The following is a 26962-nucleotide window of genomic DNA, read 5'->3' on the forward strand; positions in this document are numbered from 1 at the left end:
GTGCCCGCGAGAAGCTGAGATCGCCGGGCAGCGCGCCCGTGGTGAACGTCAGCTGCCCCTCGGTTGATGAGGCCGGATTCCATCCACCGGCGCCGGGCGGGTTCATCGCGGAACCACTGGATAGCGGTACTGCGCGGATGCCATTGCGAGGGTGGGCTGCTCGGCGCCGAGTCGACCATCCGACTGCAGCCACATCCGCAGCGCTCGCACACCGACCAGTAAGCGGTCGAAGGTGGCGCCATCGAGGTCGATGTCGTGCGAGGAATCTCGCCAACGCCATGGGTGATCTGCATTGCTTCAAGCCGCCTGACCCGGGGTTCCCGCTCGACCCCGTTGCCTTCGCTTGACGAAGTGGGCCAGGAACCTCCTCATCACGCTGTCGATCTCAGGCGAGGTCAGATCGGTGTGATGATCGCCGCTGGAGCTGATCAACCATATCTTCTGCGAATTCATCGTCTCCTCGTAGTAGCCGGACCGCGCGCCGACCCGCCCGTCCTGCCACGACTGTGCATCCAGGGCCGGCACGTCGACCCGGCTGGTGTGCAGCATCGCAGTCGCGGTGAGGATTTACCCGGATTGCAGGACTACCACCAGGAGATGTTCGTTCGTCGGGATGCAGGAACTCGAAGACATCACAACACATCAACCTCGACATCAGCGCGGTGGCGATCCTGCGCGGAAGCCCCTGCCCGCGCGCAAAATTCACCGCCCGCATGGCCGAGCGGATCGGCGTGAACCCCGGACTGCGCCAGAGACGGCAAACCGAGCTGCCGCATACAGCAGCCCAGACAATGCGGCCACGCCGAAAACGGGATCCCCGTCTGCGCCGAACAGATCAAGCGCGGCCTTCATCTCCGGATCAACAAAGGATTCAGTGACGCACTGTCCGCACGGCTCGGCGGCACGCGTCTCGGAATGGGTGGCGCCAACGCTGAAGTTCAGGTTTGATGGACCCGGGACAGGCAGGCTCGACGGACAGAGAGTGAACGTCCCGTGCCTCCAGTTTCACCACGGCCCAATCCGCGTGCGTCGACCCACGACTACCGGCCGCCACCAGCCCGTTCGAACAGGTCCAGCACTGAACTCCACACCGAGACACCCGCGACCACGAAGCAGCCCGGACAGACAGTGGCTGACCAACTTGCTGGCAACGACGACCAGCGCGGTCCCTGTCATCCAGAGTCGCGCCTTGAGTTCGACGGCTTGCTCCATCACCGGACAAGAAAAGCTAAGACGCTCGCCACTATCCCATTTCAATTCCCTGAAGCACTGCCCCGATCTCCGATAGGCGATTTCTTCTACGCCACAACAACTCTGGACAACCGCGGCCGTCTCGGCAACAAATCACTGTTCCGCATGATGCCGTGGACATCCAGTGACCGCCTCACGATCAGTGTCGAGAGACGGATTCCGGTAATTCGACGCTCGCGATCGGGACCGTTCTCGATCCACGCAAGCGGCTTCCTTTATATGCCGGCCGCGATCCGACACGGCTGTGCCCTTACTGCCGGCGAACGAATCCTGCTTGCGGCAGCACCCGCACAGGACGTCGTCGCTGTGTATCCACCGCAAGCAGTCGCCGAGGCGCTATGGGGCTACGGTCGCCAAATCTGGGAGCACAGGCCGTGACCACCGAGGAGGACATCAGCACCGCGCTACACCTGCTAGCACGTCTCGGGTTGACCGTCGAAGACCTGCAAACCAGTCCGCAAGCCGCAGCTCCGGTGCCGACGTTCCGGACCTACATCCCCATCGTTTCGGGAAGGCTCAGCGACAGCACACTACGCAACTACGGAACATACTGGCAGTACCTCGAAAAGCAGTGGAGCGAAAGGCATCTCGATGAACCGAATCCGGCCGAGATGGAAGCATTGGTCGAACAATACCGAAAACAGGCAGCGATTCGCGCCAACACACGGGATGGCCGCGGCGCAGCCCGAATGTTCGTTTCCGCCCTGCGGCATCTCTACCGACACGCTGAACGTGACGGCTTCATTCACCCCTCCGCCAACCCAGCCGCAGCCGTGCGCAAACCCGGTCAACTGGCGAGCGCCCGCCACGCCCTCACCACCCGACAGATCAACCAACTCGCACACATCGCATCCACCACAGGCAACGACCCCCAACTCGATGCGCTGCTGGTCCGATTCCATATCGAGACCGCATGCCGCCGAGGTGGTGCTCTACGCCTGCGAGTAGCTGACCTGAACATCGAGCACTGCTTGGTCAGGCTTCGGGAAAAGGGGGGCACCGTCCGATGGCATCCGGTATCACCAACCTTGATGCGCCATCTCGTCCAGCACGTCCACGATCGAGGCGGCGCAACCCGAACCGATCGGGTGTTCCGCTACCGTAACGGCCGTGCGATGGGCCGCCGCCGCTACGACACGCTCAATCAGCGTCTTCGCGCCTACCTTCCCTGGGCTGCCGCCCTCCAAGTCACCGCGCACTGGTTCCGCCACACCACCCTGACCTTCGTGGAACGCGAGTTCGGCATCGCAGTCGCGCGAGCCTACGCTGGCCACACCGGACCTGGCACCGGATCCCGATCCACCCTCATCTACGTCAAGGCCGGACTACCGGAGGTGGTCGAAGCACTCGTGGCACTCACCGGCGAGCCCCACCCCCTCTTCGGCATCGACCAACAACCGCCAATTGCACCATCGGGAACGACGGGGATCACGTAAACGTAACCCGCACACCATATTCGCGCCGATCCCGAAGGCTCGGCGCTGCGGCAGCGGAGGTGGGTGCGGGTGATCGGGCCGGTCATGTTGAGATTCTCGCCGAGCCCTGAGGCTCGGCGCTGCCCAGGAATCTCCGGCCTCTTGGCCGATCCAGACGCCGTTGAGATTCTCGCCGAGCCCGGGGGCTCGGCGCTGCCCGTCCCCGGCGCGCCCGAAATCGGCGGCGCGGCACAGGTTGAGATTCTCGCCGAGCCCCGAGGCTCGGCGCTGCCGACTGGGTGCCCATGGACTAACCCGACGTCCCGAAGGTGTTGAGATTCTCGCCAAGCCCGGAGGCTCGGCGCTGCACCTGGCGGGGCGCGAGGTCGACGAGCACCTCGGCGTTGAGATTCTCGCCGAGCCCGGAGGCTCGGCGCTGCGACTGCGGCAGCTCTCATCACGATCCCCTCGTCGTTGAGATTCTCGCCGAGCCCGGAGGCTCGGCGCTGCACCCGCCTGGCCGCGGGCCGAATCTCGTTGCGCGACTATGTTGAGATTCTCGCCGAGCCCGGAGGCTCGGCGCTGCCCGAAGGTCGCCAGCGGCTTGACCTTCGCGCCGGTGTTGAGATTCTCGCCGAGCCCGGAGGCTCGGCGCTGCTGACCGAAGCGGGCGGCCTTGTCGGCCATGCCATCGTTGAGATTCTCGCCGAGCCCGGAGGCTCGGCGCTGCGCTTTCACCGCGGCGTCGTACTTCTCGGCCATCGTTGAGATTCTCGCCGAGCCCGGAGGCTCGGCGCTGCGGCCTCGACGCGGTCGCCGCCCGACGTACCGCGCACGTTGAGATTCTCGCCGAGCCCGGAGGCTCGGCGCTGCTGCCCAGGCCCCCGGCTTTCTGCGCTCCATCGACCTGGTTGAGATTCTCGCCGAGCCCGGAGGCTCGGCGCTGCTGCCGCGCACCTCGGCGGCGGCGCGCGATTTCGGGGCGTTGAGATTCTCGCCGAGCCCGGAGGCTCGGCGCTGCCGCCATGCTGAAGCGGATGCTCGCCATCGTCAAGGTTGAGATTCTCGCCGAGCCCGGAGGCTCGGCGCTGCCGCCATTGCTCGGGCACATCGTCGTCAGGGTCGTAGTTGAGATTCTCGCCGAGCCCGGAGGCTCGGCGCTGCCTCGTGCAGCTGCGCCCGCTCCCGATCGCGCTCCTGAGCGTTGAGATTCTCGCCGAGCCCGGAGGCTCGGCGCTGCTCCAGGCGGGTCGTCAGCTCGCGGGCGCTGCCGTCGTTGAGATTCTCGCCGAGCCCGGAGGCTCGGCGCTGCCTGCCCGTTGCGCAGGGCCCCGAAGATCGGGCCGATCGTGCGGTTGAGATTCTCGCCGAGCCCGGAGGCTCGGCGCTGCCGGGGCCTACCACGCTCCATTCCTGCCAGAAACAGTTGAGATTCTCGCCGAGCCCGGAGGCTCGGCGCTGCCCGCGCTGGACGCTGAACGCGCCTGGCACGTGGACGTTGAGATTCTCGCCGAGCCCGGAGGCTCGGCGCTGCCGTGATCAGTGCCGGGCGCGGCGGCAGTGGGGTCGTTGAGATTCTCGCCGAGCCCGGAGGCTCGGCGCTGCTCTCGGGTACTGCCTGACCACCGAGACCCGCGAGCAGTTGAGATTCTCGCCGAGCCCGGAGGCTCGGCGCTGCTGACCTTGTCCGTGCTCTGATCCGCGGTCATCGGTCGTTGAGATTCTCGCCGAGCCCGGAGGCTCGGCGCTGCATGAGCATCGACCCGAACGAGCGCGGCACCGAGTTGAGATTCTCGCCGAGCCCGGAGGCTCGGCGCTGCGCGGCGGGGTGCTCGGCTCGTCGGTGACCTTGCCGTTGAGATTCTCGCCGAGCCCGGAGGCTCGGCGCTGCAGGTGTACACCGCGCCACGTGTCGCGAGCATCCGACAGTTGAGATTCTCGCCGAGCCCGGAGGCTCGGCGCTGCCACCGAGGAGGAAACTCGGGTGCGGTGGGACGAAGACGTTGAGATTCTCGCCGAGCCCGGAGGCTCGGCGCTGCCTCGGAGTTCTCGTGGTCAGTCGTTCGTGTAGACGTTGAGATTCTCGCCGAGCCCGGAGGCTCGGCGCTGCCGGTGAGGGGCCCCACCAGAACCGGCCCAGCGGAACGTTGAGATTCTCGCCGAGCCCGGAGGCTCGGCGCTGCCGGGATCAAGTCTTCTGGGACCAGATCCTCGGGGCGTGTTGAGATTCTCGCCGAGCCCGGAGGCTCGGCGCTGCCCCCGAAAAGCAGCGCAGCGGCATCTTCTCCACCGCGAAGTTGAGATTCTCGCCGAGCCCGGAGGCTCGGCGCTGCCTGACCACCTCGACCTCGAAGTCGCAGGGGCAGGGCCAGTTGAGATTCTCGCCGAGCCCGGAGGCTCGGCGCTGCGTCGTGGACGCGCTTGATCGGCTTGCCCGTATCTGTTGAGATTCTCGCCGAGCCCGGAGGCTCGGCGCTGCCCCCGAACCTTCGCTCGTTCTTCCGCAAAACGGTCGTTGAGATTCTCGCCGAGCCCGGAGGCTCGGCGCTGCAGTTGCCGCACAGGTACTCCGACTTGTCCTCGGTCAGGTTGAGATTCTCGCCGAGCCCGGAGGCTCGGCGCTGCCTCGGCTACGCGCTGACCAACGAGACCCGCGAACAGTTGAGATTCTCGCCGAGCCCGGAGGCTCGGCGCTGCTGTCCAGATCCTTGAGCGGATTCGGTTCACGGGGCCGTTGAGATTCTCGCCGAGCCCGGAGGCTCGGCGCTGCGGAGAAGCGCGCCCGTGGCCTGTCCGACGACACGGGGGTTGAGATTCTCGCCGAGCCCGGAGGCTCGGCGCTGCTCGGGAAGGATGAACGACGGAACCGGGCCAGGGTCGTTGAGATTCTCGCCGAGCCCGGAGGCTCGGCGCTGCATCGTCGCGGACGGCAAAGTGGACACCGGCCTCGAGTTGAGATTCTCGCCGAGCCCGGAGGCTCGGCGCTGCGGTCGCGTTTGCGCTGGAACGCGGTCGCCCGGTCGTTGAGATTCTCGCCGAGCCCGGAGGCTCGGCGCTGCGCGACCGCCGGCGGTTGTGGGTCGCGGCGGCCGTTGAGATTCTCGCCGAGCCCGGAGGCTCGGCGCTGCGTCGGCGAGTTCTGGATAGGTGTCCTCGCAGCGGTAGTGTTGAGATTCTCGCCGAGCCCGGAGGCTCGGCGCTGCATGCTCAGGCATCGGGATCGGGACCGAGGCGGTAGGTGTTGAGATTCTCGCCGAGCCCGGAGGCTCGGCGCTGCTCATCCGGGGGCGGATGAGCCCCAACCCGGTGGGTGCGTTGAGATTCTCGCCGAGCCCGGAGGCTCGGCGCTGCGAATTTCGAATCGGCCGCCGCATCCAAGCAGAGCGTGTTGAGATTCTCGCCGAGCCCGGAGGCTCGGCGCTGCCGCTGCCGCAGCATCCAACCGCCCGCGCATCTCTGCGTTGAGATTCTCGCCGAGCCCGGAGGCTCGGCGCTGCCTGCATCGCCACGACGTTCCCGAGCGCCGCGACCACCTGTTGAGATTCTCGCCGAGCCCGGAGGCTCGGCGCTGCCCGGTTCGCTGGACACGTGCCCACACGATTTGCAACCGGTTGAGATTCTCGCCGAGCCCGGAGGCTCGGCGCTGCCGCCGGATCATGCGGTCTCGGCGCAGCGCCTCGCGGTTGAGATTCTCGCCGAGCCCGGAGGCTCGGCGCTGCATCCGCGTGGGCAAGTACGCGGGCCTGCTGCTGCTGGTTGAGATTCTCGCCGAGCCCGGAGGCTCGGCGCTGCCAACGGGCAGGTCGCGGCCGGATCGTAGGTGATCGGGGAGTTGAGATTCTCGCCGAGCCCGGAGGCTCGGCGCTGCCGCGAGAGCCACAAAGCGCGAGTACGCGGGAAGCGACGGTTGAGATTCTCGCCGAGCCCGGAGGCTCGGCGCTGCATTGCAGGTCAGAACATTGCGACCACAGATTACAAGTTGAGATTCTCGCCGAGCCCGGAGGCTCGGCGCTGCGCGACCATCGGCAAGCTGGCTGCGGCGCCGTACAAGTTGAGATTCTCGCCGAGCCCGGAGGCTCGGCGCTGCTCCACCGGATTCGAGGGCTTGCCGCGCCCGGCATGGTTGAGATTCTCGCCGAGCCCGGAGGCTCGGCGCTGCGCGGGGTCGCGTCCGTCGATCGCGACGCAGGCCGGGCAGTTGAGATTCTCGCCGAGCCCGGAGGCTCGGCGCTGCAGTCCGCGCGGCGGGCAAAGCCATCGCCGCCGGTCAGTTGAGATTCTCGCCGAGCCCGGAGGCTCGGCGCTGCCCTGGATGACCTGCAGTGTTGTTCACAGGCTCCAGTTTTGGTGTGTGAAGCGGCGTTGTCGGGTGTCTGTTCGCCCAGGTCGGTACTGCGGAACCCTCCAGGGAATTCGGTCGCACCTAGGGTTCCGAAGCGACTCGACACTGACTACAGGACCAGGGGTCCATCGTGTGGAGGGTTCACTGACGCACCGCGGTGGCGGGCGTTGGCGAAAGTTCCTTGATCGAGTTGATAGATGCGAATGCTATCGCGGATGCGGTCGATAGCGGCGTCGAGCGCAGCTTCGAGCCGAAGTCGTGTAGTGGGTGTACATGTGACTTCGAAGACTGATTTCTGCACTCGGTGGCCGTAGCCCTCGCATATTCGGGCAACCTTACGCAGCCGGGCGGCGCCTTCGGGGGTGGTGGTTTCGACGTCGTAGGTGATCAGCAGTTCCATCAGGACACCGTCCAGGGAATGTAGCTGTCGGTGTCGCCACGGAGGTGCCGTGCGAGTAGCCGGGCCTGTACGAGAGGTATTGCAGCGGCGGTGATTTCGCGGTCGAGATAGCAGTGGCGCCAGGTGCGTTCACGCGCGAGCGACCATTGTTCGAGGAAGTACTTCCGGCCGGTGTCGGTGAGCTGGACTTGTCCGCCCGGCAGAGTTTCGGTGTGGGTCGATTTGATTTGTCCTCGGTTGACGAGGGTGAGGACGAGCCGGTCGACCAGCAACGGTCGTAGCTCTTCCATCATGTCCAGGGCCAGTGCCGGTTTGGCGGGACGGATGCCGTGCAGGTACCCGATATAGGGGTCCAGCCCAACGTGTTCGAGTGCGCCGTGGACCGCCGTGCGCAGCATGCCGTATCCGAAGGACAGCAGGCAGTTCAGCGGGTCGGTGGGTGGGCGCCGAGCCCGACCGGGTTGGGCGGAAGGTGCCAGGGCCGGTAGGGATTGGAAATAGTCGCGCGCTGCCCTGCCTTCGATGCCACGGGTTACATCCAGCGTGTCAGCGTCGCGGAGCAAGGTCAATGCCGTTGCGTGGCGGTCTGCGATCTCACGCACGGTGGTGAGGCGTTGCCCGGAAAGGTCGCGGGCGCTGCGCAGGAGAAGTTGGCGATAGTTGTGCAGCTTGCCGGCCACCATCGCTTTGGCCAATTCCAGGCATGCGGTCGGATTTTCGTGAGCGCGGACTTGTGCGATGCGCAGGTGCGGGTTTCCGCTGACGGGCCCGGACACCCGAGCGAGGAATCTGCCGTTGCGCGTCAGCCACGTCAGGCCCCGTCCGTCGGCTGCACACCGGTGCATGAGGTCGTCGGTGACGGTCACGCCGTTGAACGCGACGATCTCATCGAGCCTGACCAGTGGTAGGAGGTGGCGTCCCGGGCGGTCGGGATGATACACCCGAAGTGCGTCGCCGTCGAGGTGGAGGCTGGTGCCCGGGGTGGTGACGTACAGGGTTTTCAAGACTTCGCTCATAGACAGTCTCCCAGGGCTCGCGGTGCGAACAGATCGACAGCGCGCTGAGGGCGAGTTTCTGGAATGCAGCCGGGCCGCAGTGAACAACGAACGCAGCGTCGATCATTGACCGGCATGGGCACAGCGCTGCCGAGAATGCCTCGACGTAAGTCCTCGACCGCGGACCGTACGGCCTGTTCGAACTCGTCATCGACGACCACAAGGTGATGTTTTCGGTCTCGGCCTGCGAATACCTCTCCGTGGGGCACGTTTTCGTTGAACATCTCCCGCAGGCACAACACTTGTGCTGCCACTTGCAGATCGGCGGGGCCGCCCGGCCGGTAGCTGCCCGACTTGTGTTCGACAGGTACCGGGCCCTGGGCAGTCCAGTGCACGGTGTCACAGATTCCATGGATCCCCAGGTGCGTGCTGTGCACTGGCAGCGACCGCCAGATCCGGGCGCCCTTGCGTCCGGTCAGCACGCCGCCTCGGTCGACGGCTTCGTGCGCCAAGTCTCCGCGAACGGTGTCGAGGTTGGATTCGAAATACGATTCCTGCCAGATCAGTACCGCTTGCCGAGGACAGTAGGCGTGATGCTCCAGTGCCGAGATCGGCACGCTCCACCGGTCCTCGGCCGCGGACTCGACGCACATCTCAGGCGAACACCTGGTGATAGGTGATTCCTGCGGGAAGATCGTCGACATCGACGCTCACGGTGTAATCGCTGAACCGTCGTGGGCTGCCCTCGACCTCGCTTCGGTCGTGCGCAGACGCGACGTGGACGCGTTGCACGAGTTTCTGGGCGGGGGCGTTACCGAAGGTGTTGTCGTGGCTGAAGACGTACAGACCGCGGGCGGTCATGCGACCGCGCGCGGCGGAGGCGTCGTGGTCGAACATCATCTCCATCACCTGGTACAGCAGTTCGAAGTCCTTGGTGTCGACGCCGGTCTGAATACCGCGGGCAGCGGAGTAGCTGACCTCGACCCGGTAGAGGCCGTAAGGCACGGTCCATTTGGAGCCCATCTCGGTGGACTCGCCGCGGTCGATGTCGTCCTTACGGGTTTGGGTGACCCGGGTGATGGCGTGCGTCGCCGGCAGAATCGGGTCGATCGAGCGGGCCAAGCCGAACTGCAGTGGGCCGCGGATGCTTCCGAGGGCGTTGGTGTCGCCGGTGGACAGGACCGCGCCGAACAACCGGATGTCGGCGTAGCGTTCACACAGCCATGTCCGTGCCGTCTGCGCCTCCTCCTTGGTGAGTTTGCCCTTCAACTTCAACCCGTTGGCGGTATAGGACTCGGCCAGACGGGTGTTGAGGGCGTGACCGGCTTCGACGAAGATCCCGTACCGCGGGTTGCCCGCGGCCGCCAACGCGAGGGTGTCACGGATCTTTCGTTTCAACGCGACATCGGTCACCAGCCCGTGCCCGGATTCGATGTCCATGCGTGGCTGGTTCCCGGCATCGGGGTCGCCGTTGGGGTTGCCGTCGGTGACGTCGAACAGGAACACCATGTCGTGGCGCACAGCGGAATTCAGATGAGCAGCGGTAGTCATCACAGGTCCTTCTTGGTCAATAGGAGCAGTTAGTTGCTGGATTCGTTACTGTTGCCGCCGAGCTGGTGGTAGTAGCCCAGGACGAACCACTCCTGCTGACGCAGTCCGTTACGCAATGGGCATCCGATCGGCATGCTCAGGATCTGGCACAGCTTTTCCACGCGCTGTTTGTGCCAGTGCGCCCGTCCATCTCCGTCGCGGCGGCGGATCTTGCTCAGCCATGCCGATGACATCCGATGCCCCTGAATCAGCGCAGGTCGTGGGCTCACAACCGCGCTGCGGAAGTACTTGTCCCCGAACGTCGAATTCAGCGATGCACGCGCAGTCTCGCCTCCGGCCGGTCCGGCGTGGCCCGCTTGTTGTTTCGGCGGCTGGTGTGCGGCGCGCTGCATCTGCTCAAGCACCGCGAACAGTCGTCCGGCGACATAGGCGGGGTCGGTGCAGGATTCGTCCAGTCCCATCGGTACGGGCATGGTTCTCCTTCGGTCAGGGCTGCGGGTGGCGCTGAGACGGATCAATGCGGCGCGCACGTCATCGACGTGTCCGTCGCTGCAGATGCGATGGAGCAGGTGAACCCGCAAGGCCACCGGGACCGGGCGGTTGAGTACGGCGACGTCGAGCATGTGGCGTAGTGCGCTGTCGGGCCGATCCGGGTTAGGACCGGCCGACTTGGAGTTCTTGCCCACGAAGGGCAGATATCTGTTCTTGACCAGATCCGGATCCCAGCGGCCGAGGCTGGCTGCCATCGCCGTCACGCTGTGCCATCGTCGGCCTGCCGGAATCTGTGTACCGTCGGGAAGCGTCACAGGTGCGCTGCGCCGAGGAACGATTTCGTGGTCGCTGAACCACGCAGCGACGTTCGCGTCGTGGTTGACGATGTCAGGATCTTCGGCGGCCAACGGCATATCCACCCATTCACGGACCATGATCCTGGCGACCTGCCCGCCGACCGCTAGCCAGCAGAACCGTCCAGCCAACCGTTCAGGCGCTGGCGGCTTACCCGAATGGACCGACCGGAACAGCTCACCCACGTCGTCGGGGTCAGGTTGGAATACCAAAGACATGTAATCGGAGGCGCCGGTTTCCATGGTCCACCACGCCAGCCGGGTGTCCTGCCCGCTATAGGCCTTGGTGTGGTCCGAGGACAACACCCCAGTCAGACCCACCATCACATCGTCTGCACAACTCATGCAGATCGGTGTGTGGGTCAGCTGGGTGGTCAGGTCATAGCCGAAGCTTCGTTCGTTGATGCTGACCAGGGCCGCGTCGTTGCTCGCACCTGGAACCAGCGACGCAGGTACCTTGCCGGGAATCGTGTTCGCCAGCGGTCGCACAGTGTGACACACCAGGCAGATTCCGCTGCGCCCGCTACCTTTCGTCGAGGCCACCCGGTCACGCCAGAATTGCGCCGCAGTCGAACTACGGTGCGCCAGCTTCCCATCGACGGTGGTCAGCACGCCGTCCTTGGCTTGCAGCCCCTCGGACTCGGGTAACTTTCCGCATCCACCGCCGCGGTAGAACGCGGTGAGCACGTGAGGAATCCGATCTTCCTGCGGCGTGACGGAATCCGCCCACGCATGGATCAGATCGACATACGCCTCGTGACACTGCGCTACCCGAGCAGGGTTGGACTTCTCATCACCCCGCCCCAGCACGTACTGGGCATCATCGGCCGCCAGGTTCGCCGAGACACCGACCGTCCGCGTCGAGGCAGGAACGGTGTGCACCACACCACGCAAGGGCCTCTCACCATCCCGAACCTCCAGCAGCGACACCTTCCGCACACCGATGCCGCCGTCGGTCGTGATGTCCAGGCTCCAGCGGAATTCCCGGTCGCGATGAAACGCCGCCACTTCGCCGCGGTGATCGTCGGCATAGGCCGCCAGACGCTCCAACAGCATTCACGCCTCCCCGTCGGCGATACCATGGCGCGGCACCTGAAGAACCCCGCCTTCGAGCCTGGCCCGGAACCAGCGCGACCGTCGTGGAGTAATCGAATAGTCGATGCTGTGCAGCATCAGCCCGAGATCGGCCGACAAGCCGATCGGTGTGCGATCGTCGGCTTCACCGAAATACCCTGGGAATTCCCGGGTCCCCAGATACGGCTGGCTGAAGCACTGCCCCTTGGCTACACGACGGCGGAACTGGTCACGATAGGCAGCTTCCGGCTTGTCCGCGTGAGGATACAGCTCGATATGCGCCAACACCCGATACTCGACATCCTTCAGACACAGCGCATTACGCTGCGCACGATGCGCGACAGTGTCCACCTGGCGCCGACCTGTCACCGCCTCTGCCAACGACACAACATCGGTGGTCTCGTTACGACGCAGCGTGAACTGACGGATCGGCCGTAGCACTTCGATGCGCTCGATCCGGTACTCGAACTCCGGCTTCCAATACACCGCCTTCAACGCACCCACCGCCGCCGTCGGCGTCATCACCGGATAGGTCACCCGCTCCGCCGATAGACCCGGTTGCGTGAAACACGCCCCCGATCCCCTGATCTGAACCACCACCGGCACCAGACACCCCTCCTAATCGAATCAGACCGAACACCCCTGCGCCTCAACCAGAACCACGAGACGACGCGAAGCATGATGCCCGACCCCACCGACAAGTACCGCCGAAACGATCGTTTCTCACGAAAGTTCCGATGGTGACGGACGGTTCACCACGCCGACGTTCGCGGGCTTCCGAGACGTTGCGCAGCAGCGATGCTGCGACGCCTGCACTGGTCCCATCAACGGTCGATCGACTGCTCGCGGCTGGGCGCCCGAGCATGCATGAGAAGACCGTCGACGCTTTCCGGGCCATGCTTCACGCACGAACGTCCTGTGGCCGTATACGAGGACGTGCCTGATCGGACCTATCGGACCGACCAAATCGGCACACCTCCAGGCACACCCTTCATGCTGAGCGCGCATCACGTACTGGACGGAATTCTCTGTTGTTCAACAGCTTTCGCGCATGAACTCGCGGTCTACGACGGCAAGCTCGGCGGTACACTCGCTAGCCGAAGACTCTGGTTTAGATGAAGCTCGGTAAGGGAGGTTCGGATGCCGTCGGCATATCCGCGTGAGTTCCGTGAATGTGTGCTCCTGCTCGTCGACAGCGGCGAGGTTTCGATCAGGCAACTGGCGCGAGCGCTACCCGTCTCGGAGACGACACTACGGCGCTGGGTCGCAGCCACGCCCCCTCTCGGCCACGGCCGCCTGAGGGCAGGCCTTTCCGGCGTCGACACTTGCGCAGCAGTCCGGCACCGCGACGAGGTACCGGCGCACCGCAAGGGGCGGAGATGCGGTGCGTGCTGCAATGGTTTTCCCTGGCTCATAAACTCGAGCGCCATCGAGTATGAGCCCAACTGTTGGCCCTCCGGCGGCGGCGCAGCCCCAGGCCCGACATAAGACTCGATCCAGTAGAGCAATCGGGCAACACCTCGAGATGTTGCCCGACTCTGCACTAGCCCACTGGTATAGATATTGAGATTCTCGTCAGGCCTCCAGCTTCCGCCAGGACCGGACGCTGCTCGGTAAGGATGCCGCGATCATCCCGCTGAAGCAAACGACGAAGGATCAGAAAACCGTTTCCGCGATCGTCGTTTCCATCCCGATACCGCGGAAGGTCGAGGGATCCCAATCGTAGGGGCCTTTCCACCGGCCCAGATCACCGACGACATTGTCGATCAGCGCGGCGATTTCCGGTCGCGTGGCGGTAGAGCGACGCAATTGGACGATCCATGGCTGCAGTTCCCGCAGGGCCAGCCCTGCGGCGACGGTTCCTGCGGCGAGCTCCCCCAATCGGCTTTCGATCTTTGCCTGGTGCTGGTCGTCGACGACAACGACCGGCATCGTGTCGTCGGTGATCATGCGGAATGCTCGCTTCGGGTCGCGCTGCCCGTTGCCTGTCTCGGGGCCGTCGGCGACAGCGAGGTAGTCCATCTTCGCGCGGTTCTTTTGAATCGTCTGCCCGACAGGTTCTTTCGACCGATTCAGCGTCTGGTTGTCCAGTCCCAGCCGGTCATACAGCTGCCGGTAATAGCTCGCGAGGGCATCCTGGTCGTCCAAGTCCGGACCGGCAGGCCCGAAGCAGGAGACGGCCAGCGCGCTCGGAGTCGCATAGTCAGCTGGTGCTCGTCCATCGACCGGGTCGAAGATCACCACCAACCCGCCCTCGGGGTACTCCCCGCCGCGGTTGGCACGACCACCGGCCTGCTGCAGCGAATCCGCAGGCGCGATCGCCCGCCAAACCACCGGGAAGCTCAAGTCGACACCAGCTTCGATCAGAGGTGTGGACACGACAACGGTCGGCTGCCCGGTCCGCAATCGTGCAGTAATGCACTCGAGCGCCGCGCGCCGGTGCTGCGGGCACATCATCGTGGACAGATGCCACACATCCTCACGCCGATCCGCCAGCAACCGGTACAGCCGCCGCGCATCGGCGATCGAATTGACCACGACCAGCGCCTGGACGAGACCACCGACCTCCTCGGCCACAGTCTCCCAGGTCGGTTGTGGATCGAGACGCCACTGATATCGGACTCGACGTGCCCTGTCGAACAACGGCTGAGGCTCGCTGACGACTTTCCGAATATCCAGCGTGGTCCCCGCTCTGCCAGGCGTGTTCCACACCGACAGCGCTTCGAAGTCCGGCTGCGTCGCCGAAGTCAGTAAGACAGTCGTGTTGAACTGCTCGGCCAGAATGCGCAAACCGTCCAGGATCGGCAACAACAGGCGAGTCGGTAGCGCCTGAACCTCATCCAAGATCAACACCGCATTCGCCAGTCGATGCAACTTGCGCACCTGACTCGGCTTTCGCCCGAACAGCGACTCGAACAGCTGGACCGTCGTCGTCACAACGAACGGAGCATCCCAGTTCTCCGCGGCAAGCCGTGCCCACCGATCTCGCGAATCCGGCCCTCCTTCACCGTGCTCGCGAAAACGAACCCCCGAATGATGCTCCAAAACCACCGACTGCTCGTCGGTGTCGAGCATCTGCCGATACACTGCGGCGTTCTGCTCGGTGATCGTGATGAACGGCACCGCAATGACAACCCGAGACTTGTCATGCAACCGAGCATGATGCAGCCCAAAACCAGCCTGAGCGAACGTCTTTCCCAACCCTGTCGGAGCAGCGAGCCTGAAAATGCCCGGCTCACGCCCCGCAGCAGCGACCGCCGCCCGATACACCTGCTCCCTCAGAGCCCCTATCTCACTGGCCTTCCCACCAACCTGCTCTTGCCGGCGAGCTTCGAAAAGTGCGGCCAACCCGTCCATGTCAGCCGGTGCAGCGACCCGCGGGCCAGCAAGCCCAGCACGATGCGCAGCGGTATCCAGATGATCGGCGTCAACGAGCGCGGAGAACAACATCCGCACTCGCATCTCCCGCACCAACGCGTCATCACCCTGCCAGTCCGCGCCCAGCAAACTCCTACCCGCCAGCACCGCCGTCGCCTCCGGCACCTCACGCCAAAACCGCTCCCCTGTCGCCGCATCCGCTGATTCACGCGGCCGACGCAACAGATCCCGGAAATGCGAAGGGTTGGTCAAACCACCATGGTGACCCGACACCGCCAGCGCAGCTGATCCAGCGACGGGAGCTAGCAACCGAGCACCGAACTCCTTGTGCGGCACCCCGACACGCTCTTGCGTACCATCGACAACCGCCAACCGGTCCTGCCACGCGCACGACGCCTTCCCCGCATCATGAAACAACCCCAACGCATACGCCAGCTCACCAGCGCCGAACGAACCCGCAAAACGAGCAGCCCAAACCGCAGTCGACCGGCAATGCTCCGCCAAACCATGCCGAACACCCGATATCTCACTACGACTATGCGCCCAAAGACTCACCACGCCAACCTATTACAGACACGCGGACAACCTTCCAGCAACGGGTACAAACACCGCAAGCAGACGACATCAGAAACAACAACAGTGCTGAAGGCTCGGTACCACGTGAACAAGGGAGCATAGGTCAACCAACCGACCTGGCATTGAGGTTTTCGGCGGACCCAGACCTCCCGAGTCCTACTACCGCTTAACCTCTGCGCCCCGAGCTCCTGAGTCAGGCTCTCGCCGGACCCGGAGGTCCGGCGCTGCTTGACGGTGCGGGCCACGACGCCCATCTTGGCCCCGTTGAGATTCTCGCCGAACCCGGAGGTCCGGCGCTGCCTTGTCGTAGCCCTTCTGCACGGCGTCCGCGAACGCGGTGTTGAGATTCTCGCCGGACCCGGAGGTCCGGCGCTGCAATCTGCGCCCGCCGGTAGGTAAACGCCTGGTTGTTGAGATTCTCGCCGGACCCGGAGGTCCGGCGCTGCTTTCCTCAACCCAGCAGAGAGGTAGGCCCTGCCGTTGTTGAGATTCTCGCCGGACCCGGAGGTCCGGCGCTGCGACTGCGGCCACGCTACTCGGGTCGGGCGCATGAAAGTTGAGATTCTCGCCGGACCCGGAGGTCCGGCGCTGCTGTTGCTGACTCGTACAGTGCTGAAGCCGACGAGTTGTTGAGATTCTCGCCGGACCCGGAGGTCCGGCGCTGCCCCGATCCGCAAACCCTGTCCGCCGCGCCAGATCCCATTGAGATTCTCGCCGGACCCGGAGATCCAGCGCTGCCCCCAGATGTCGAGGTGCAGATCCTCGTAGGAGGCGTTGAGATTCTCGCCGGACCCGGAGGTCCGGCGCTGCCTGATGGCCGACTTCGCGACCTCGACCGAGCTGGGGTTGAGATTCTCGCCGGACCCGGAGGTCCGGCGCTGCCTTCGCTGGTCACGGATCCACGGATGGATCGTGGTGTTGAGATTCTCGCCGGACCCGGAGGTCCGGCGCTGCATCGGGAGCCATTCGATTTCCTGACCGTCGGTGATGTTGAGATTCTCGCCGGACCCGGAGGTCCGGCGCTGCGGCATTGGCTACCAGCACCTTCGACGCCTCGGCGGTGTTGAGATTCTCGCCGGACCCGGAGGTCCGGCGCTGCCACTGACGGCACCGAAGAGACGTCGGAGGGTCCCGTTGAGATTCTCGCCGGACCCGGAGGTCCGGCGCTGCGTGTGCGCGTCGAACGTGGACATGACCGAGATCCCGTTGAGATTCTCGCCGGACCCGGAGGTCCGGCGCTGCAGGCCGACACCCTCAACCTCGCCAACGGCACGTTGTTGAGATTCTCGCCGGACCCGGAGGTCCGGCGCTGCTCGCCGGGCGACCCGCACCACGTGCTCATGATCGACGTTGAGATTCTCGCCGGACCCGGAGGTCCGGCGCTGCTCGACCGATTGGCCTGCGACTCGGGCGCGTTGGGTGTTGAGATTCTCGCCGGACCCGGAGGTCCGGCGCTGCCGTCGCGGTCGACGTGATCGGGCCACAACTTCGCGGTTGAGATTCTCGCCGGACCCGGAGGTCCGGCGCTGCCCGGGCCGCTCAGCGCCTCGTCGCGGCCACGATGGTTGAGATTCTCGCCGGACCCGGAGGTCCGGCGCCGCCCCCAACGGCCAAGACTCCGCCGCGCTGATGGTCCGCGTTGAGATTCTCGCCGGACCCGGAGGTCCGGCGCTGCCCTGCGTCCCAGCTCTGGGACTGCGATTCGTTGAGTCGGTTGAGATTCTCGCCGGACCCGGAGGTCCGGCGCTGCTGCATGCTCGGCCAGACGACGCAGTACCGATGGAAGTTGAGATTCTCGCCGGACCCGGAGGTCCGGCGCTGCTTGGGAGTTATCAAACTCGCAGTCCCCGAAAAGCGGTTGAGATTCTCGCCGGACCCGGAGGTCCGGCGCTGCCGGTGGGTGACCAAGTCCACCGACGACGAGCCGGTGTTGAGATTCTCGCCGGACCCGGAGGGTCCGGCGCTGCCAGCGGCGAAGCCAATTCCGATGCAGGCGGCCCCGAACAGTTGAGATTCTCGCCGGACCCGGAGGGTCCGGCGCTGCATGCCGAACGGCGCCCAGCACACAGCCCAGCACGAATTGAGATTCTCGCCGGACCCGGAGGGTCCGGCGCTGCACGACTACGCGCATACGCGTACGGACCCATAGGAGATGAGATTCTCGCCGGACCCGGAGGGTCCGGCGCTGCCCTGGATGAGCTGCAGTTTCGCTCTGCCAGGCATTACACCGAGGCGTGAACGACAACTCATTGATGCGATCCTCCCATGTCGCCACTTCGGAACCCTCGTGGGATTTCCGTTGCACCCCACGTTCCGAACTCAGAACCCAACAAGGGCGACCGTCGCATCACCAACCGAACAGCCCGTGCACTCCAAGGGTTCGAGGCGACTCCGCTGACTACCTTCACACCTTCGCTGAAGTCCATGCAGGTTGTCGACTCAGCCTGGCGTCTACCGTCGAAATTTGTTGGTAGTAGGAACATCTCGGCTGATCGTACGCCGGAACAGGATTCCTTGGGCCTATCGACGTGTGACATGGAGGCGAGGTGGGCGGACCGCGCAGTCAACCCGGAATTGGATGGAGGTGTAATCTCACTCGGCATGAACACATTCGCGTTGCAACCGTGCAGCGCGCCGTGGACTCTTACAGATGCAAGAACACAACAGAAAACGCAATATTGCGTTCCCTCTGCGGCGACTTGCTTCCACCTGGCCTACGGACCGCCGCAACCATGCAGCTAGGACGTGTTCCGGGCCACAGAGAGGCCCGAATGCCGTTGCGTAAGGGGCCTTTCCACAACCGGTTCCAGTAGCCGAGACTTCGCCCCGAACCGGACGAAACGCCTGCCTTGCCGAGCGAGCCTCAGGCATTGCACAGGAGGTGCCCGAGCCCTTGCCACGCCGGGATCCCCAGGGCGGCTGTCGACGTCGGCCACACAGATCGCTGAGCGTGTCTGCCTTCGCGGCGGCGCCAGAGCCTTAAGCCTGCCTCTAATGTCCGATGAACGCCGATGAGTTTCGAGCGAGTAGGAGGTCTACCCGGTCATGAGGAAACTGATCTACGGATTCAGCGTGTCCCTGGACGGCTATATCAACGACCGCGACGGCAGCATCGACTGGACCAATCCGGACGAGGAGCTGCACCAGTTCCACAACGACCGCTACCGCGAGATCGAGGTCTCGCTACACGGCCGTCGCTTGTACGAGCTGATGGCCGAGTACTGGCCGCAAGTGCCCGAGGACGCGCCGCGTATCGAGCGTGAGTTCAGCAGGCTCTGGATGGAGAAGCCGAAGGTCGTCTTCTCCCGGACGCTCACCGAGGTCCACTGGAACAGCACGCTGATCAGCGAGAACGCGGTCGAGGAGGTCCGCAGGCTCAAGGCTGGAGGCGATGGCGTCATGGAGGTCGGTGGCGCGAGCCTCGCGGCCTCGCTGATGCCACACGGGCTCATCGACGAGTACCAGCTGTTCGTCTTGCCCGTGGTGCTCGGCGGCGGCACACCGCTCTTCCCATTGCTGGACAAGCGCATCCAGCTCCGATTGGCCGAGACGAGGCACTTCAACACCGCGGTGATGCTGCGCTATCTCGCCGACTGAGGTCCGTTCAACCGCAGCAGCTCCCGCTACCGGACAGGGGCGCCACGTTGATCATTTTGTCAGGACAGTAAGCGAGTGGCATCGGCTCCGGAGCCTTCGCAAACCCGTTGGCAGACCACGGCGACCACTGTTAGCCTTCCGCAAGCCGTGCCAGAGAACGAGGAGGTGGTACCCGTGAACGCAGTATCTACATGGGTGCTCCCCTCCTGGGTCACGGTCGGGCGATAGGTCGTCCGGGAGCGCCGTTCAACAGCACTCCCGAAAGGCACGACCGTGCAATTCATTACCGAACAGCGCCTCGACGACGACATCCTCGAGCGCGAATTCACCCTCGGCGAGATCCCCGGCATCCTGTGGACGCCAGGATCCGCATCCGGGCCGGTACCGCTGATCCTGGTCAGCCCCCCTCCCCTCGGGCTGCGCAAGGTGTACCCGCGACTGCTGGCCAGGGCCCGGCACGCCGTGGCGGAGGGCTACGCCGTGGCCACCATCGAGCTCCCCTGGAGCGGTGACCGGCCCCGTTCGGCCGCCGGCGATCAGGCCCTCACCGACCTGCGCCGGGCGCTGGCCGCTGGCGAACGGGTCACCGACGACATCATCGACCGGCTCATCCTCCCACTGGTCGACAAGGCGGTCCCGGAATGGCAGGCCACCCTGGACGCCCTCCTCGCGCTGCCCGAGATCGGCGGCCCGGTCGGATATTCGGGCGGGGTGATCTCCATCGGCACCCGGCTGGCGGTGGTCGAGCCGCGCATCGCGGCCGCCGTTCTGTTCGCTGGTAGTTTCGTGCCGCGCGCCATGTTCGAGGAGGCCCGGCAGGTCACCATTCCACTGCATGTCCTGCTGCAATGGGACGACGAAGGAAACGACCGGCAGATGGCCCTGAACCTGTTCGACGCCTTCGGCTCCAAGGAGAAGACGTTGCACGCCAATATGGGCGGGCACACCGGCGTCCCGCAGTTCGCGGGGGAGGAGGCAAACCGGTTCTTCACCCGGCACCTGAAGTGAGGCCGGCCCGTCAGGCCGGCAGCAGACGATAGGAACTGCCGGCCAGGACGCCGCTCATCGACGACAGGTCCCGGCCCTTCTCGATGAGCGGTAGCCGGCAGATGCACAACCGCCCCGATCGCGGCGGTACCGGCCATCGGCGGTACCGGCCGGTCGGGGCGGCGCTTCTCAGGCATCCGATATCACACCGCAGTCCGATTCCATGTCATACCAAAGGGTTACGGGTAACGAGAATCCGGCCGATAGCTTCGGGGTATCGAATACGGCGCCCCGCTCCGACATCGACCGGCCGACATCGTCGACGGACGGAGGTGGCGTCTCCGACTCAGCTCTCAGGAAGATCCATGACGACACCTGCCTTGGTCCCCGAGTCATCTCCACGGTCACCGCAGCGCGGCGCCGACGGTGATTACGCCCGTCTGTTGCGCCGGATCTCCGACGCGGGGCTGATGAACCGGCGTCCCGTCTATTACGCCGTCCGGCTCAGCCTCGTCGGGATCGCGTTCGCAGCCGGCTGGGCGGCGTTCGTCCTCATCGGCGATTCGTGGTGGACGCTGCTGGTCGCGGGGTTCATGGCCGTGACGTTCGCTCAAATCGCCCTCGTCATGCATGATGTCGCGCACCGCCAAGTCTTCCGGCTCCGGAAGCCGACGGAGCTCGTGGGACGACTCGTCGGCAACGCCGGCATCGGCCTGGGCTACGGCTGGTGGCAGGACAAGCACACCCGGCATCACGCCAACCCGAACCACGAGGAACTCGACCCCGATGTCGCGCCCGACATTCTGATCTGGTCACAACAGCAGGCACGGTCCAGCCGCGGTCTGCCTCGTCTCATCGGGCGGGCGCAGGCGTTCCTGTTCTTCCCCCTCCTGTTGCTGGAGGGCCTGAACCTCCATGTGGCCGGCGTACGTGCGCTCAGAAATCGATCGGTCAAACACCGCGGATTGGAGGGTGCACTGCTGTTCGGCCACTTCGCCGCCTACCTGGCCGCACTGTTCGCGGTTCTGCCCGCCGACAAAGCCTTCGCGTTCCTCGCTGTCCACCAGGGACTCTTCGGCCTGTACATGGGCTGCATCTTCGCCCCGAACCACAAGGGCATGCCAACCTTGACCGGCGACGAACGCCCCGACTACCTCCGTCGCCAGGTGATGACCTCCCGCAACGTGCGGGGTGGCGCGTTGACCGACCTCGCCCTCGGCGGGCTCAATTATCAGATCGAGCATCATTTGTTCCCGAGCATGCCGACGCCGAACCTGCGTCACGCCCAAGTGATCGTCCGCGACTACTGCACCGAAATCGGCGTGCCCTACCACGAAACTGGGCTGATCTCCTCTTACCGCGAGGCGCTGAGACACCTGCACCACGTCGGCGCTCCGCTGCGCACTCCCGATCGACACCCGGGTGCCGGAGTGCCACAACGCAATCGGTGAACACAAGCTGGACATCACGACGCCCCGGACAGCTACCAGCCGTGCACCGGCCTACCGGCGCAGCCACTCGTCCAGGAGCGCGGCCTCGGCCGAACTCAGGCCGGGTAGGTCGGGCAGGACCGTTCGAAAGGCGGCGACGACGGCCGCCGGTTCGCGGGCGGGGACGGCGGGTTCGTTCACCAGGATGGCGCGGGTGACGGCGTCGAAGGCAGCGTCGGCGAGGTGTGGGTCGCGGTGGTCGGGCGGCAGGGTGAGCAGGGTGTGGACGGTTCCGGTTCCGGCCGCGCGGATGAGGTTGACGGCGCGTTCCTCGCTCACCCGGAGCATCCCAGCGGCGGCGATGCGGTGCACACGCTCGGCGAGGATGCGGACGCCCTCGACCTGTGCGGGAGATTCCCGGGCACGGGACGGGTCGATGAGCAGCGCGAAGACGTAAGGGTTGGCGAGGCCGAAGCCGATATGGGTGTCCCAGCCTGCGCGGAGATCCTCGACCGGGTCGTCGGAGGGGGCGGCGGTCTGCTTGCTCGCCACGTGCTCGACGAAGACGTGCTCGGCAGCGGCGTCGAGCAGATCGCCCTTGTCTTGGAAGAGGCGGTAGAGCGCGGGCGGCTGCAGTCCGGCCTCCTGGGCGACGCGGCGGGTGGTGACCGCGGCCGGGCCCTGCTCGCGCAGCAGGTCGGCGGCGACTTCCACGATGCGGTCGCGGGTCAGATCGCGCCGCTGCGGATTCGGTGGCATACCGATGATGATATCGCCGATACCAGGATTTCCCTTCAGCGTTATTATCAGTGTTATCAAGATTTTGATTCCACTGGAAACGGAGCCGTCATGCTGATCGTCACAGGAGCAACCGGCCGCCTCGGGGCGCTGATCGTCGACCGACTGCTGGAGCGAGTACCTGCGGAGCGGATCGGCGTCAGCGTGCGGGACGCAGGCAAGGCCGCCCATCTCGCCGAGCGCGGGGTCCGGGTGCGCGCGGGCGACTTCACCGAGCCCGGCGGGCTCGCGCACGCCTTCGAGGACGCCGAACGAATCCTGATCATCTCCGCGGCCATCAGGGGCGAGGGTGCGGTCGCCGCCAACCGCGCGGCCATCGATGCGGCGAAAGCAGCGGGCGCCGGGCGCATTCTCTACACCAGCCACCAGGCCGCCTCCCCGACCTCGCTCTTCCCGCCGCAGCGGGTACACGCGGCCACCGAGGAGTACCTCGCACAGCTGGGAGTCCCGTACACCGCGCTGCGCAACGGGTTCTACGCCTCGGCGCTGGAGCAGCACGCCGGGGCGGCGCTGGCGACCGGCACACTCGCCGTACCGCAGGACGGGCCGGTCTCGTGGACCGCGCACACGGATCTGGCCGCCGCCGCGGTCGTCGCGCTCACCGACAACGGGGCGCTGGACGGGGTCACGCCGCCGCTGACGGCCACCCGCACACTCGACTTCGCCGACGTCGCCGGAATCCTCGGCGACCTCACCGGCCGCACCATCAACCGGGTCGTGGTGGACGACGACGAGTGGGTGTCCCGGATGATCGCGGGCGGCGTCCCGCGACCGGCCGCGAACTTCCTCCTGACCATGTTCACCGCCGCACGCGCGGGTGAGTTCGCCGTCACCGACCCCACGCTGGAGCGGACCATCGGCCGCCCGGCCGCGACCGTGCGCGACACCCTGGAGTCCTTTCTGCGCGTCCGCTGAAGCACGCTGCGACGCGGCATCGAATGATCCTGGAAGCCTCAGAAACCCATTCCGGTCAGGGTTGGCAGGGAGATGGGGATTGCTGCGGTAAGGATTTCGAGGCATCGGCGCGTCGGATCGACGACTGGTGCGGAACAGCACCGCCGCGTAAGAACGCGTGCCGGGAGTAATCTTTTCGTAGGTGCGCCGGGAAGTCTGGTCGGCAAACAGTCCGCTGACCAGGAGGGTTCCGATGTCCACTGTCGCGGCGCTGTCCGCGCGCTCCACCGGTACCAGCGCGGCCATTTCGATAGAACGTCTGTCGAAGCGATTCGGTCGCATCGTCGCCGTCGAGGACCTCAGTCTCACCGTTGCTGCCGGTGAGGTGTTCGGCTTCCTCGGCCCGAACGGTGCGGGCAAATCGACCACCATTCGGTTGCTGCTCGGCCTGATCCGGCCCACCGCCGGGGTGGCGCGCGTGTTCGGGGATGTCGCGGGCGACGTCCGTGCGGCGCATCGCCACTTGGCCTACGTGCCCGCCGACGTGGCTTTGTGGCCGTCGTTGACCGGCGCGGAGGTCTTGGAGTTGCTCGCCCGGGTCGGTCCCGGCGTCGACACGGCCTATCGCGCGGAGCTGGTAGAGCGCTTCGCGCTCGAGCTCGACAAGCCGGGCAAGGCATATTCGACGGGTAACCGGCAGAAGGTCGCCTTGATCGCCGCGTTCGCCACCCGCGCACCGCTGCTCGTCCTGGATGAACCGACCAGCGGCCTGGATCCATTGATGGATCGGGAATTTCGTCACTGCGTCGCCGAGGCGCGGGAGCGCGGCCAGACGGTGTTTCTGAGTTCCCATCAGCTCGGTGAGGTCGAGGCGCTGTGCGATCGGGTCGCGATCCTGCGGGCCGGGCGGCTCGTCGACATCGCGACCTTGACCGAACTGCGTCGCCTGCAGCGCACCGTAGTAGAGGTCTCCTACCACAGTGATCGGCCGTCGCTGGACGCCGTGGACGGCGTGCAGGGAGTCGAACAGCTGGACGGCAACCGTCTGCGATTCACCCTGTCGGGTCCCCCCGCGCCGACCTTGCGTGTGCTCGCCGATGCCGAGGTGACCGCGCTGTCGCTGCGGGAGCCCACGCTCGAGGAAATCTTCCTCGACTACTACGGCGAGGCGAATCGATGACCACCACCGCCGACCGGGCACTGGCCGGGCAGGCCACCGCGCCACGGCGTGCGCTCGCATGGCTGACCGCGCGGCAGGTTCTCCGCGGGACAATCCTCGTTGCGCTGACCGCCGCGGGGATGTCCGCGATCGTCGCCGGCCAATACGAAGCCGCCTTCGCCGACGCCCTCGACACCGGAGCGCTGCGTGCGCTGGCCGAAAACCCCTCGATCCGAGTCCTTTTCGGGACGCCGCTGGCACTGGACGACCCCGGCGGGTTCACCGTGTGGCGCACGGGTACGCCGATTTCGGTACTCGGCGCCGTGTGGGCTCTGCTGGCCGCCACCCGCATCACCCGAGGCGAGGAGGATGCCGGCCGGTGGGACCTGCTGCTCGCCGGACGCGTGCGCATGGTGGATCTGGTTGCCCAGTGCATCCTCACGCTGGTTGCCGCTGCCGCGGTGATCGGTATGGCCGTCGGGATCGCGTTGATCGTCACCGGCACCGATGCCGCCGGAGCGCTCGTCCACGGCATCGGCGTGTTCGGCAGCGCGCTGGTCTTCGCCACCGTCGGGTTGCTCGCCGCGCAACTGCTGCCCTTCCGTGCGGCCGCGGCCGGTGTCACCGGCGGCGTCGTCGGTATGTGCCTGCTGCTGCGGATGCTGGCCGACGGCGTGACCGAGCTGAGTTGGATCGCGTGGATCACTCCCTTCGGCCTCACCGCCCGTGCGGCGCCCTACGCCGGCAACCGATATCAGCCGTTGCTCGTGCTGGTGGGTGGTGGCGTCCTGCTGGCGATCGCCACGCTCGCCGCCGCGCGCACCCGCGACCTGGGCGGCGCCATGATCGTCCCAGCGGCAACTCGTCCGCCCCGGAGGCGTTTGCTGGGCTCGTTGAGTGCCTTCGCCGTGCGACGCGCACGATCGACCACCACGGCGTGGGCGGTCGGTGTCGGAGCGTATTTCTTGCTGATCGGTGCGCTGATCTCGGCGATCATCGAATTCCTCGACAAGAACGCCCGTTTCGCCGACCTCGCCGCGACCGCCGGGTTCGCTGGACTGAATTCGGCAACCGGATTCGCCGCGGCGATGTTCAGCCTGCTGACCATACCGGCAGGGCTTTTCGCGGTGACCCGCCTCGAAACCATGGCCGCGGACGAAAAGGCTCGCCACTGGACCGCCCTGTATGCCCTACCAATATCCCGCAATCGCTTGCTAGGCAACGAAATCGCCGTGACGGCAACGGCAGTCGCGCTGCTGTTGGTCACCGCGGCCGTCGCGATGTGGACCGGAGCCGCGCTGACCGGCGCGCCGCTGAGTATCGGCGCCGCACTCGCCGGTGCGCTCAACGCCGCCCCGATCGCCTGGCTGGCACTCGGCGCCGCCGCGGTCGCACTCGGCTGGTACCCGCCCGCGGTCGGCGCGATCGGCGCACTACCGGTCGTCGGCGGGTTTCTGCTCAACGTCGTCGACCACAGTGTGCCCGTACCGTCCTGGCTGGCCACGCTCTCACCGTTCGCTCACCTGGCCGCCGTGCCCCACACCCCACCTGACTGGACCGCCAGCGGTGCGCTCACGGCCACCGCCATCGCCCTGACAGCGCTCGGCCTCCTCGGCTACCAGCGCCGCGACCTCGACACCTGAGCGAAAACCGCTCGGACGCTGTTCAGTTCGATCGGCCATCGGATGGCCTTGGTAGCGCCTCAGAGCTTCCAGATGTAGGTGTCGGGAGCTGGTTCGACATGTTGCAACAGACTCCAATCGAAATGTGCCCAGTAGACACGATTGCGCCCGGAGTCGGGATCGATTGCTCGGAGGGCTACGACGTCTCCGATCCCGCCGAATCCATCGACAAAGTCCGTCGGTCCCATGGTTCCATCGCGGAACTCGTTCCAGGTGCATGACCAGGGTGTCAGGTCGGCGATAGATTCCAACCGCGGCCGTGGGCAGTCGGGGTGCCGGAGAAGCTGCCTGAACAGGCTGGGGTGATGCGGAATCTCCATCCATTCGATCTGCAGGCCGGGCCAGAACGGCAGATCCCACCCCGCATACCGAACCTCGCGATCGCCGTGGCGTTCAATCCGCTCTGAAGCTGGTGCACCCCAAGCTGTTACGTACTCAGCGATCGACCTGAAGTTGTTCGTCGCATCAGCGAAGAACCACCGCTCCTCGGCGATCGCGGTGTCGGCGTGAGATGCCGGGTGCATCGCCCACCCCGCTTGCGGCCGGGCCCCGGTCCGGAAAGAGACCGGGGCCGCGGCTCGCCTTATC

The 26962-nt window shown here is 65.7% G+C and carries 19 protein-coding genes and 2 CRISPR repeat arrays; of the genes, 9 read left to right on the forward strand and 10 right to left on the reverse strand.

The annotated features are described in order from the left end of the window. Positions 1 to 297: 297 nt before the first annotated feature. Positions 298 to 549, reverse strand: a complete 252-nt coding sequence (locus AB0H50_RS02710; protein WP_357445648.1) for a hypothetical protein — start codon at positions 547 to 549, stop codon at positions 298 to 300. 579 nt (positions 550 to 1128) lie between these two features. Between AB0H50_RS02710 and AB0H50_RS02715 the strand changes: the two genes are divergently transcribed. Both AB0H50_RS02715 and AB0H50_RS02720 read left to right on the forward strand, forming a co-directional pair. Then, positions 1129 to 1629 carry a hypothetical protein gene (locus AB0H50_RS02715; RefSeq protein WP_357445651.1) on the forward strand — a complete coding sequence of 167 codons (501 nt, stop codon included), beginning with the start codon at positions 1129 to 1131 and terminating at the stop codon, positions 1627 to 1629. Next, positions 1626 to 2687 carry a site-specific integrase gene (locus tag AB0H50_RS02720; protein WP_357445654.1) on the forward strand — a complete coding sequence of 354 codons (1062 nt, stop codon included), beginning with the start codon at positions 1626 to 1628 and terminating at the stop codon, positions 2685 to 2687. Before AB0H50_RS02715 ends, AB0H50_RS02720 begins: the two co-directional genes overlap by 4 nt. A 12-nt stretch (positions 2688 to 2699) precedes the next feature. Next, a CRISPR array of direct repeats spans positions 2700 to 6973; the repeat unit is 37 nt; unit sequence GTTGAGATTCTCGCCGAGCCCGGAGGCTCGGCGCTGC. A 144-nt stretch (positions 6974 to 7117) separates the two neighbouring features. On the opposite strand, the gene cas2 is transcribed toward AB0H50_RS02720, so the two are convergent. From cas2 to cas5c, 6 genes are read right to left on the reverse strand one after another with little or no spacing between them, the layout of a single operon-like run. Next, positions 7118 to 7408, reverse strand: a complete 291-nt coding sequence (gene cas2, locus AB0H50_RS02725; protein ID WP_357445657.1) for a CRISPR-associated endonuclease Cas2 — start codon at positions 7406 to 7408, stop codon at positions 7118 to 7120. Next, positions 7408 to 8424, reverse strand: a complete 1017-nt coding sequence (gene cas1c, locus AB0H50_RS02730) for a type I-C CRISPR-associated endonuclease Cas1c (RefSeq protein WP_357445660.1) — start codon at positions 8422 to 8424, stop codon at positions 7408 to 7410. The genes cas2 and cas1c overlap by 1 nt, the downstream gene beginning before the upstream one ends. Beyond that, the gene (gene cas4 / locus AB0H50_RS02735; protein ID WP_357445662.1) at positions 8421 to 9107 is read right to left on the reverse strand and encodes a CRISPR-associated protein Cas4; all 687 of its coding nucleotides are present in this window, start codon (positions 9105 to 9107) and stop codon (positions 8421 to 8423) included. Before cas4 ends, cas1c begins: the two co-directional genes overlap by 4 nt. Then, positions 9058 to 9954: a type I-C CRISPR-associated protein Cas7/Csd2 gene (gene cas7c, locus AB0H50_RS02740; RefSeq protein WP_357445665.1), complete on the reverse strand. Its 897-nt coding sequence runs from the start codon at positions 9952 to 9954 to the stop codon at positions 9058 to 9060. The genes cas4 and cas7c overlap by 50 nt, the downstream gene beginning before the upstream one ends. A 29-nt stretch (positions 9955 to 9983) precedes the next feature. Further along, a complete protein-coding gene (locus tag AB0H50_RS02745; RefSeq protein WP_357445668.1) occupies positions 9984 to 11855 on the reverse strand; it encodes a type I-C CRISPR-associated protein Cas8c/Csd1 in 1872 nt (623 codons plus the stop codon). After that, the gene (gene cas5c, locus AB0H50_RS02750) at positions 11856 to 12479 is read right to left on the reverse strand and encodes a type I-C CRISPR-associated protein Cas5c (protein WP_357445671.1); all 624 of its coding nucleotides are present in this window, start codon (positions 12477 to 12479) and stop codon (positions 11856 to 11858) included. A gap of 534 nt (positions 12480 to 13013) precedes the next feature. On the opposite strand from cas5c, the gene AB0H50_RS02755 reads away from it, so the two are divergent. Next, the gene (locus AB0H50_RS02755) at positions 13014 to 13361 is read left to right on the forward strand and encodes a helix-turn-helix domain-containing protein (RefSeq protein WP_357445674.1); all 348 of its coding nucleotides are present in this window, start codon (positions 13014 to 13016) and stop codon (positions 13359 to 13361) included. Between the two features lie 168 nt (positions 13362 to 13529). On the opposite strand, the gene cas3 is transcribed toward AB0H50_RS02755, so the two are convergent. Next, positions 13530 to 15809 (reverse strand): CRISPR-associated helicase Cas3', encoded by a 2280-nt coding sequence (cas3, locus tag AB0H50_RS02760; RefSeq protein WP_357445677.1) that lies wholly within the window; start codon positions 15807 to 15809, stop codon positions 13530 to 13532. Positions 15810 to 16018: 209 nt separating this feature from the next. Continuing rightward, a CRISPR array of direct repeats spans positions 16019 to 18016; the repeat unit is 37 nt; unit sequence GTTGAGATTCTCGCCGGACCCGGAGGTCCGGCGCTGC. 856 nt (positions 18017 to 18872) lie between these two features. Between cas3 and AB0H50_RS02765 the strand changes: the two genes are divergently transcribed. From AB0H50_RS02765 to AB0H50_RS02775, 3 genes are all read left to right on the forward strand, one after another. Next, the gene (locus tag AB0H50_RS02765) at positions 18873 to 19424 is read left to right on the forward strand and encodes a dihydrofolate reductase family protein (protein WP_357445682.1); all 552 of its coding nucleotides are present in this window, start codon (positions 18873 to 18875) and stop codon (positions 19422 to 19424) included. A gap of 273 nt (positions 19425 to 19697) precedes the next feature. Beyond that, positions 19698 to 20432 (forward strand): alpha/beta hydrolase, encoded by a 735-nt coding sequence (locus AB0H50_RS02770; RefSeq protein ID WP_357445685.1) that lies wholly within the window; start codon positions 19698 to 19700, stop codon positions 20430 to 20432. Positions 20433 to 20776: 344 nt separating this feature from the next. Further along, positions 20777 to 21862: an acyl-CoA desaturase gene (locus AB0H50_RS02775; protein ID WP_357445688.1), complete on the forward strand. Its 1086-nt coding sequence runs from the start codon at positions 20777 to 20779 to the stop codon at positions 21860 to 21862. Positions 21863 to 21913: 51 nt separating this feature from the next. Here AB0H50_RS02775 and AB0H50_RS02780 read toward each other — a convergent pair whose 3' ends face one another. Then, entirely contained in the window at positions 21914 to 22600 is a 687-nt protein-coding gene (locus AB0H50_RS02780) for a TetR/AcrR family transcriptional regulator (protein ID WP_357445691.1), read from the reverse strand. Between the two features lie 90 nt (positions 22601 to 22690). Between AB0H50_RS02780 and AB0H50_RS02785 the strand changes: the two genes are divergently transcribed. The 3 genes from AB0H50_RS02785 (at position 22691) to AB0H50_RS02795 (ending at position 26335) form a co-directional block, all read left to right on the forward strand. Beyond that, entirely contained in the window at positions 22691 to 23554 is an 864-nt protein-coding gene (locus AB0H50_RS02785) for an NAD(P)H-binding protein (protein ID WP_357445694.1), read from the forward strand. Positions 23555 to 23786: 232 nt separating this feature from the next. Continuing rightward, positions 23787 to 24713: an ABC transporter ATP-binding protein gene (locus AB0H50_RS02790; protein WP_357445697.1), complete on the forward strand. Its 927-nt coding sequence runs from the start codon at positions 23787 to 23789 to the stop codon at positions 24711 to 24713. Continuing rightward, positions 24710 to 26335 carry a polyketide antibiotic transporter gene (locus tag AB0H50_RS02795; protein WP_357445699.1) on the forward strand — a complete coding sequence of 542 codons (1626 nt, stop codon included), beginning with the start codon at positions 24710 to 24712 and terminating at the stop codon, positions 26333 to 26335. The genes AB0H50_RS02790 and AB0H50_RS02795 overlap by 4 nt, the downstream gene beginning before the upstream one ends. A gap of 59 nt (positions 26336 to 26394) precedes the next feature. Here the strand turns inward: AB0H50_RS02795 and AB0H50_RS02800 are convergent, their stop codons facing one another. Then, the gene (locus tag AB0H50_RS02800; RefSeq protein WP_357445702.1) at positions 26395 to 26898 is read right to left on the reverse strand and encodes a hypothetical protein; all 504 of its coding nucleotides are present in this window, start codon (positions 26896 to 26898) and stop codon (positions 26395 to 26397) included. Positions 26899 to 26962 lie beyond the last annotated feature (64 nt).

Source organism: Nocardia sp. NPDC050793 (genome assembly GCF_040654065.1).
In the GTDB taxonomy this organism is placed as follows: Bacteria; Actinomycetota; Actinomycetes; order Mycobacteriales; family Mycobacteriaceae; genus Nocardia.

Bases quoted from the DNA above. Each gene is read 5' to 3' on its own strand.
- AB0H50_RS02710 (WP_357445648.1), bottom strand. From the start codon at position 549: ATGCTGCACACCAGCCGGGTCGACGTGCCGGCCCTGGATGCACAGTCG.
- cas2 (WP_357445657.1), bottom strand. From the start codon at position 7,408: ATGGAACTGCTGATCACCTACGACGTCGAAACCACCACCCCCGAAGGC.
- cas1c (WP_357445660.1), bottom strand. From the start codon at position 8,424: ATGAGCGAAGTCTTGAAAACCCTGTACGTCACCACCCCGGGCACCAGC.
- cas4 (WP_357445662.1), bottom strand. From the start codon at position 9,107: ATGTCGACGATCTTCCCGCAGGAATCACCTATCACCAGGTGTTCGCCT.
- cas7c (WP_357445665.1), bottom strand. From the start codon at position 9,954: ATGACTACCGCTGCTCATCTGAATTCCGCTGTGCGCCACGACATGGTG.
- AB0H50_RS02745 (WP_357445668.1), bottom strand. From the start codon at position 11,855: ATGCTGTTGGAGCGTCTGGCGGCCTATGCCGACGATCACCGCGGCGAA.
- AB0H50_RS02755 (WP_357445674.1), top strand. From the start codon at position 13,014: ATGCCGTCGGCATATCCGCGTGAGTTCCGTGAATGTGTGCTCCTGCTC.
- AB0H50_RS02765 (WP_357445682.1), top strand. From the start codon at position 18,873: ATGAGGAAACTGATCTACGGATTCAGCGTGTCCCTGGACGGCTATATC.
- AB0H50_RS02775 (WP_357445688.1), top strand. From the start codon at position 20,777: ATGACGACACCTGCCTTGGTCCCCGAGTCATCTCCACGGTCACCGCAG.
- AB0H50_RS02780 (WP_357445691.1), bottom strand. From the start codon at position 22,600: ATGCCACCGAATCCGCAGCGGCGCGATCTGACCCGCGACCGCATCGTG.
- AB0H50_RS02785 (WP_357445694.1), top strand. From the start codon at position 22,691: ATGCTGATCGTCACAGGAGCAACCGGCCGCCTCGGGGCGCTGATCGTC.
- AB0H50_RS02790 (WP_357445697.1), top strand. From the start codon at position 23,787: ATGTCCACTGTCGCGGCGCTGTCCGCGCGCTCCACCGGTACCAGCGCG.
- AB0H50_RS02795 (WP_357445699.1), top strand. From the start codon at position 24,710: ATGACCACCACCGCCGACCGGGCACTGGCCGGGCAGGCCACCGCGCCA.
- AB0H50_RS02800 (WP_357445702.1), bottom strand. From the start codon at position 26,898: ATGCACCCGGCATCTCACGCCGACACCGCGATCGCCGAGGAGCGGTGG.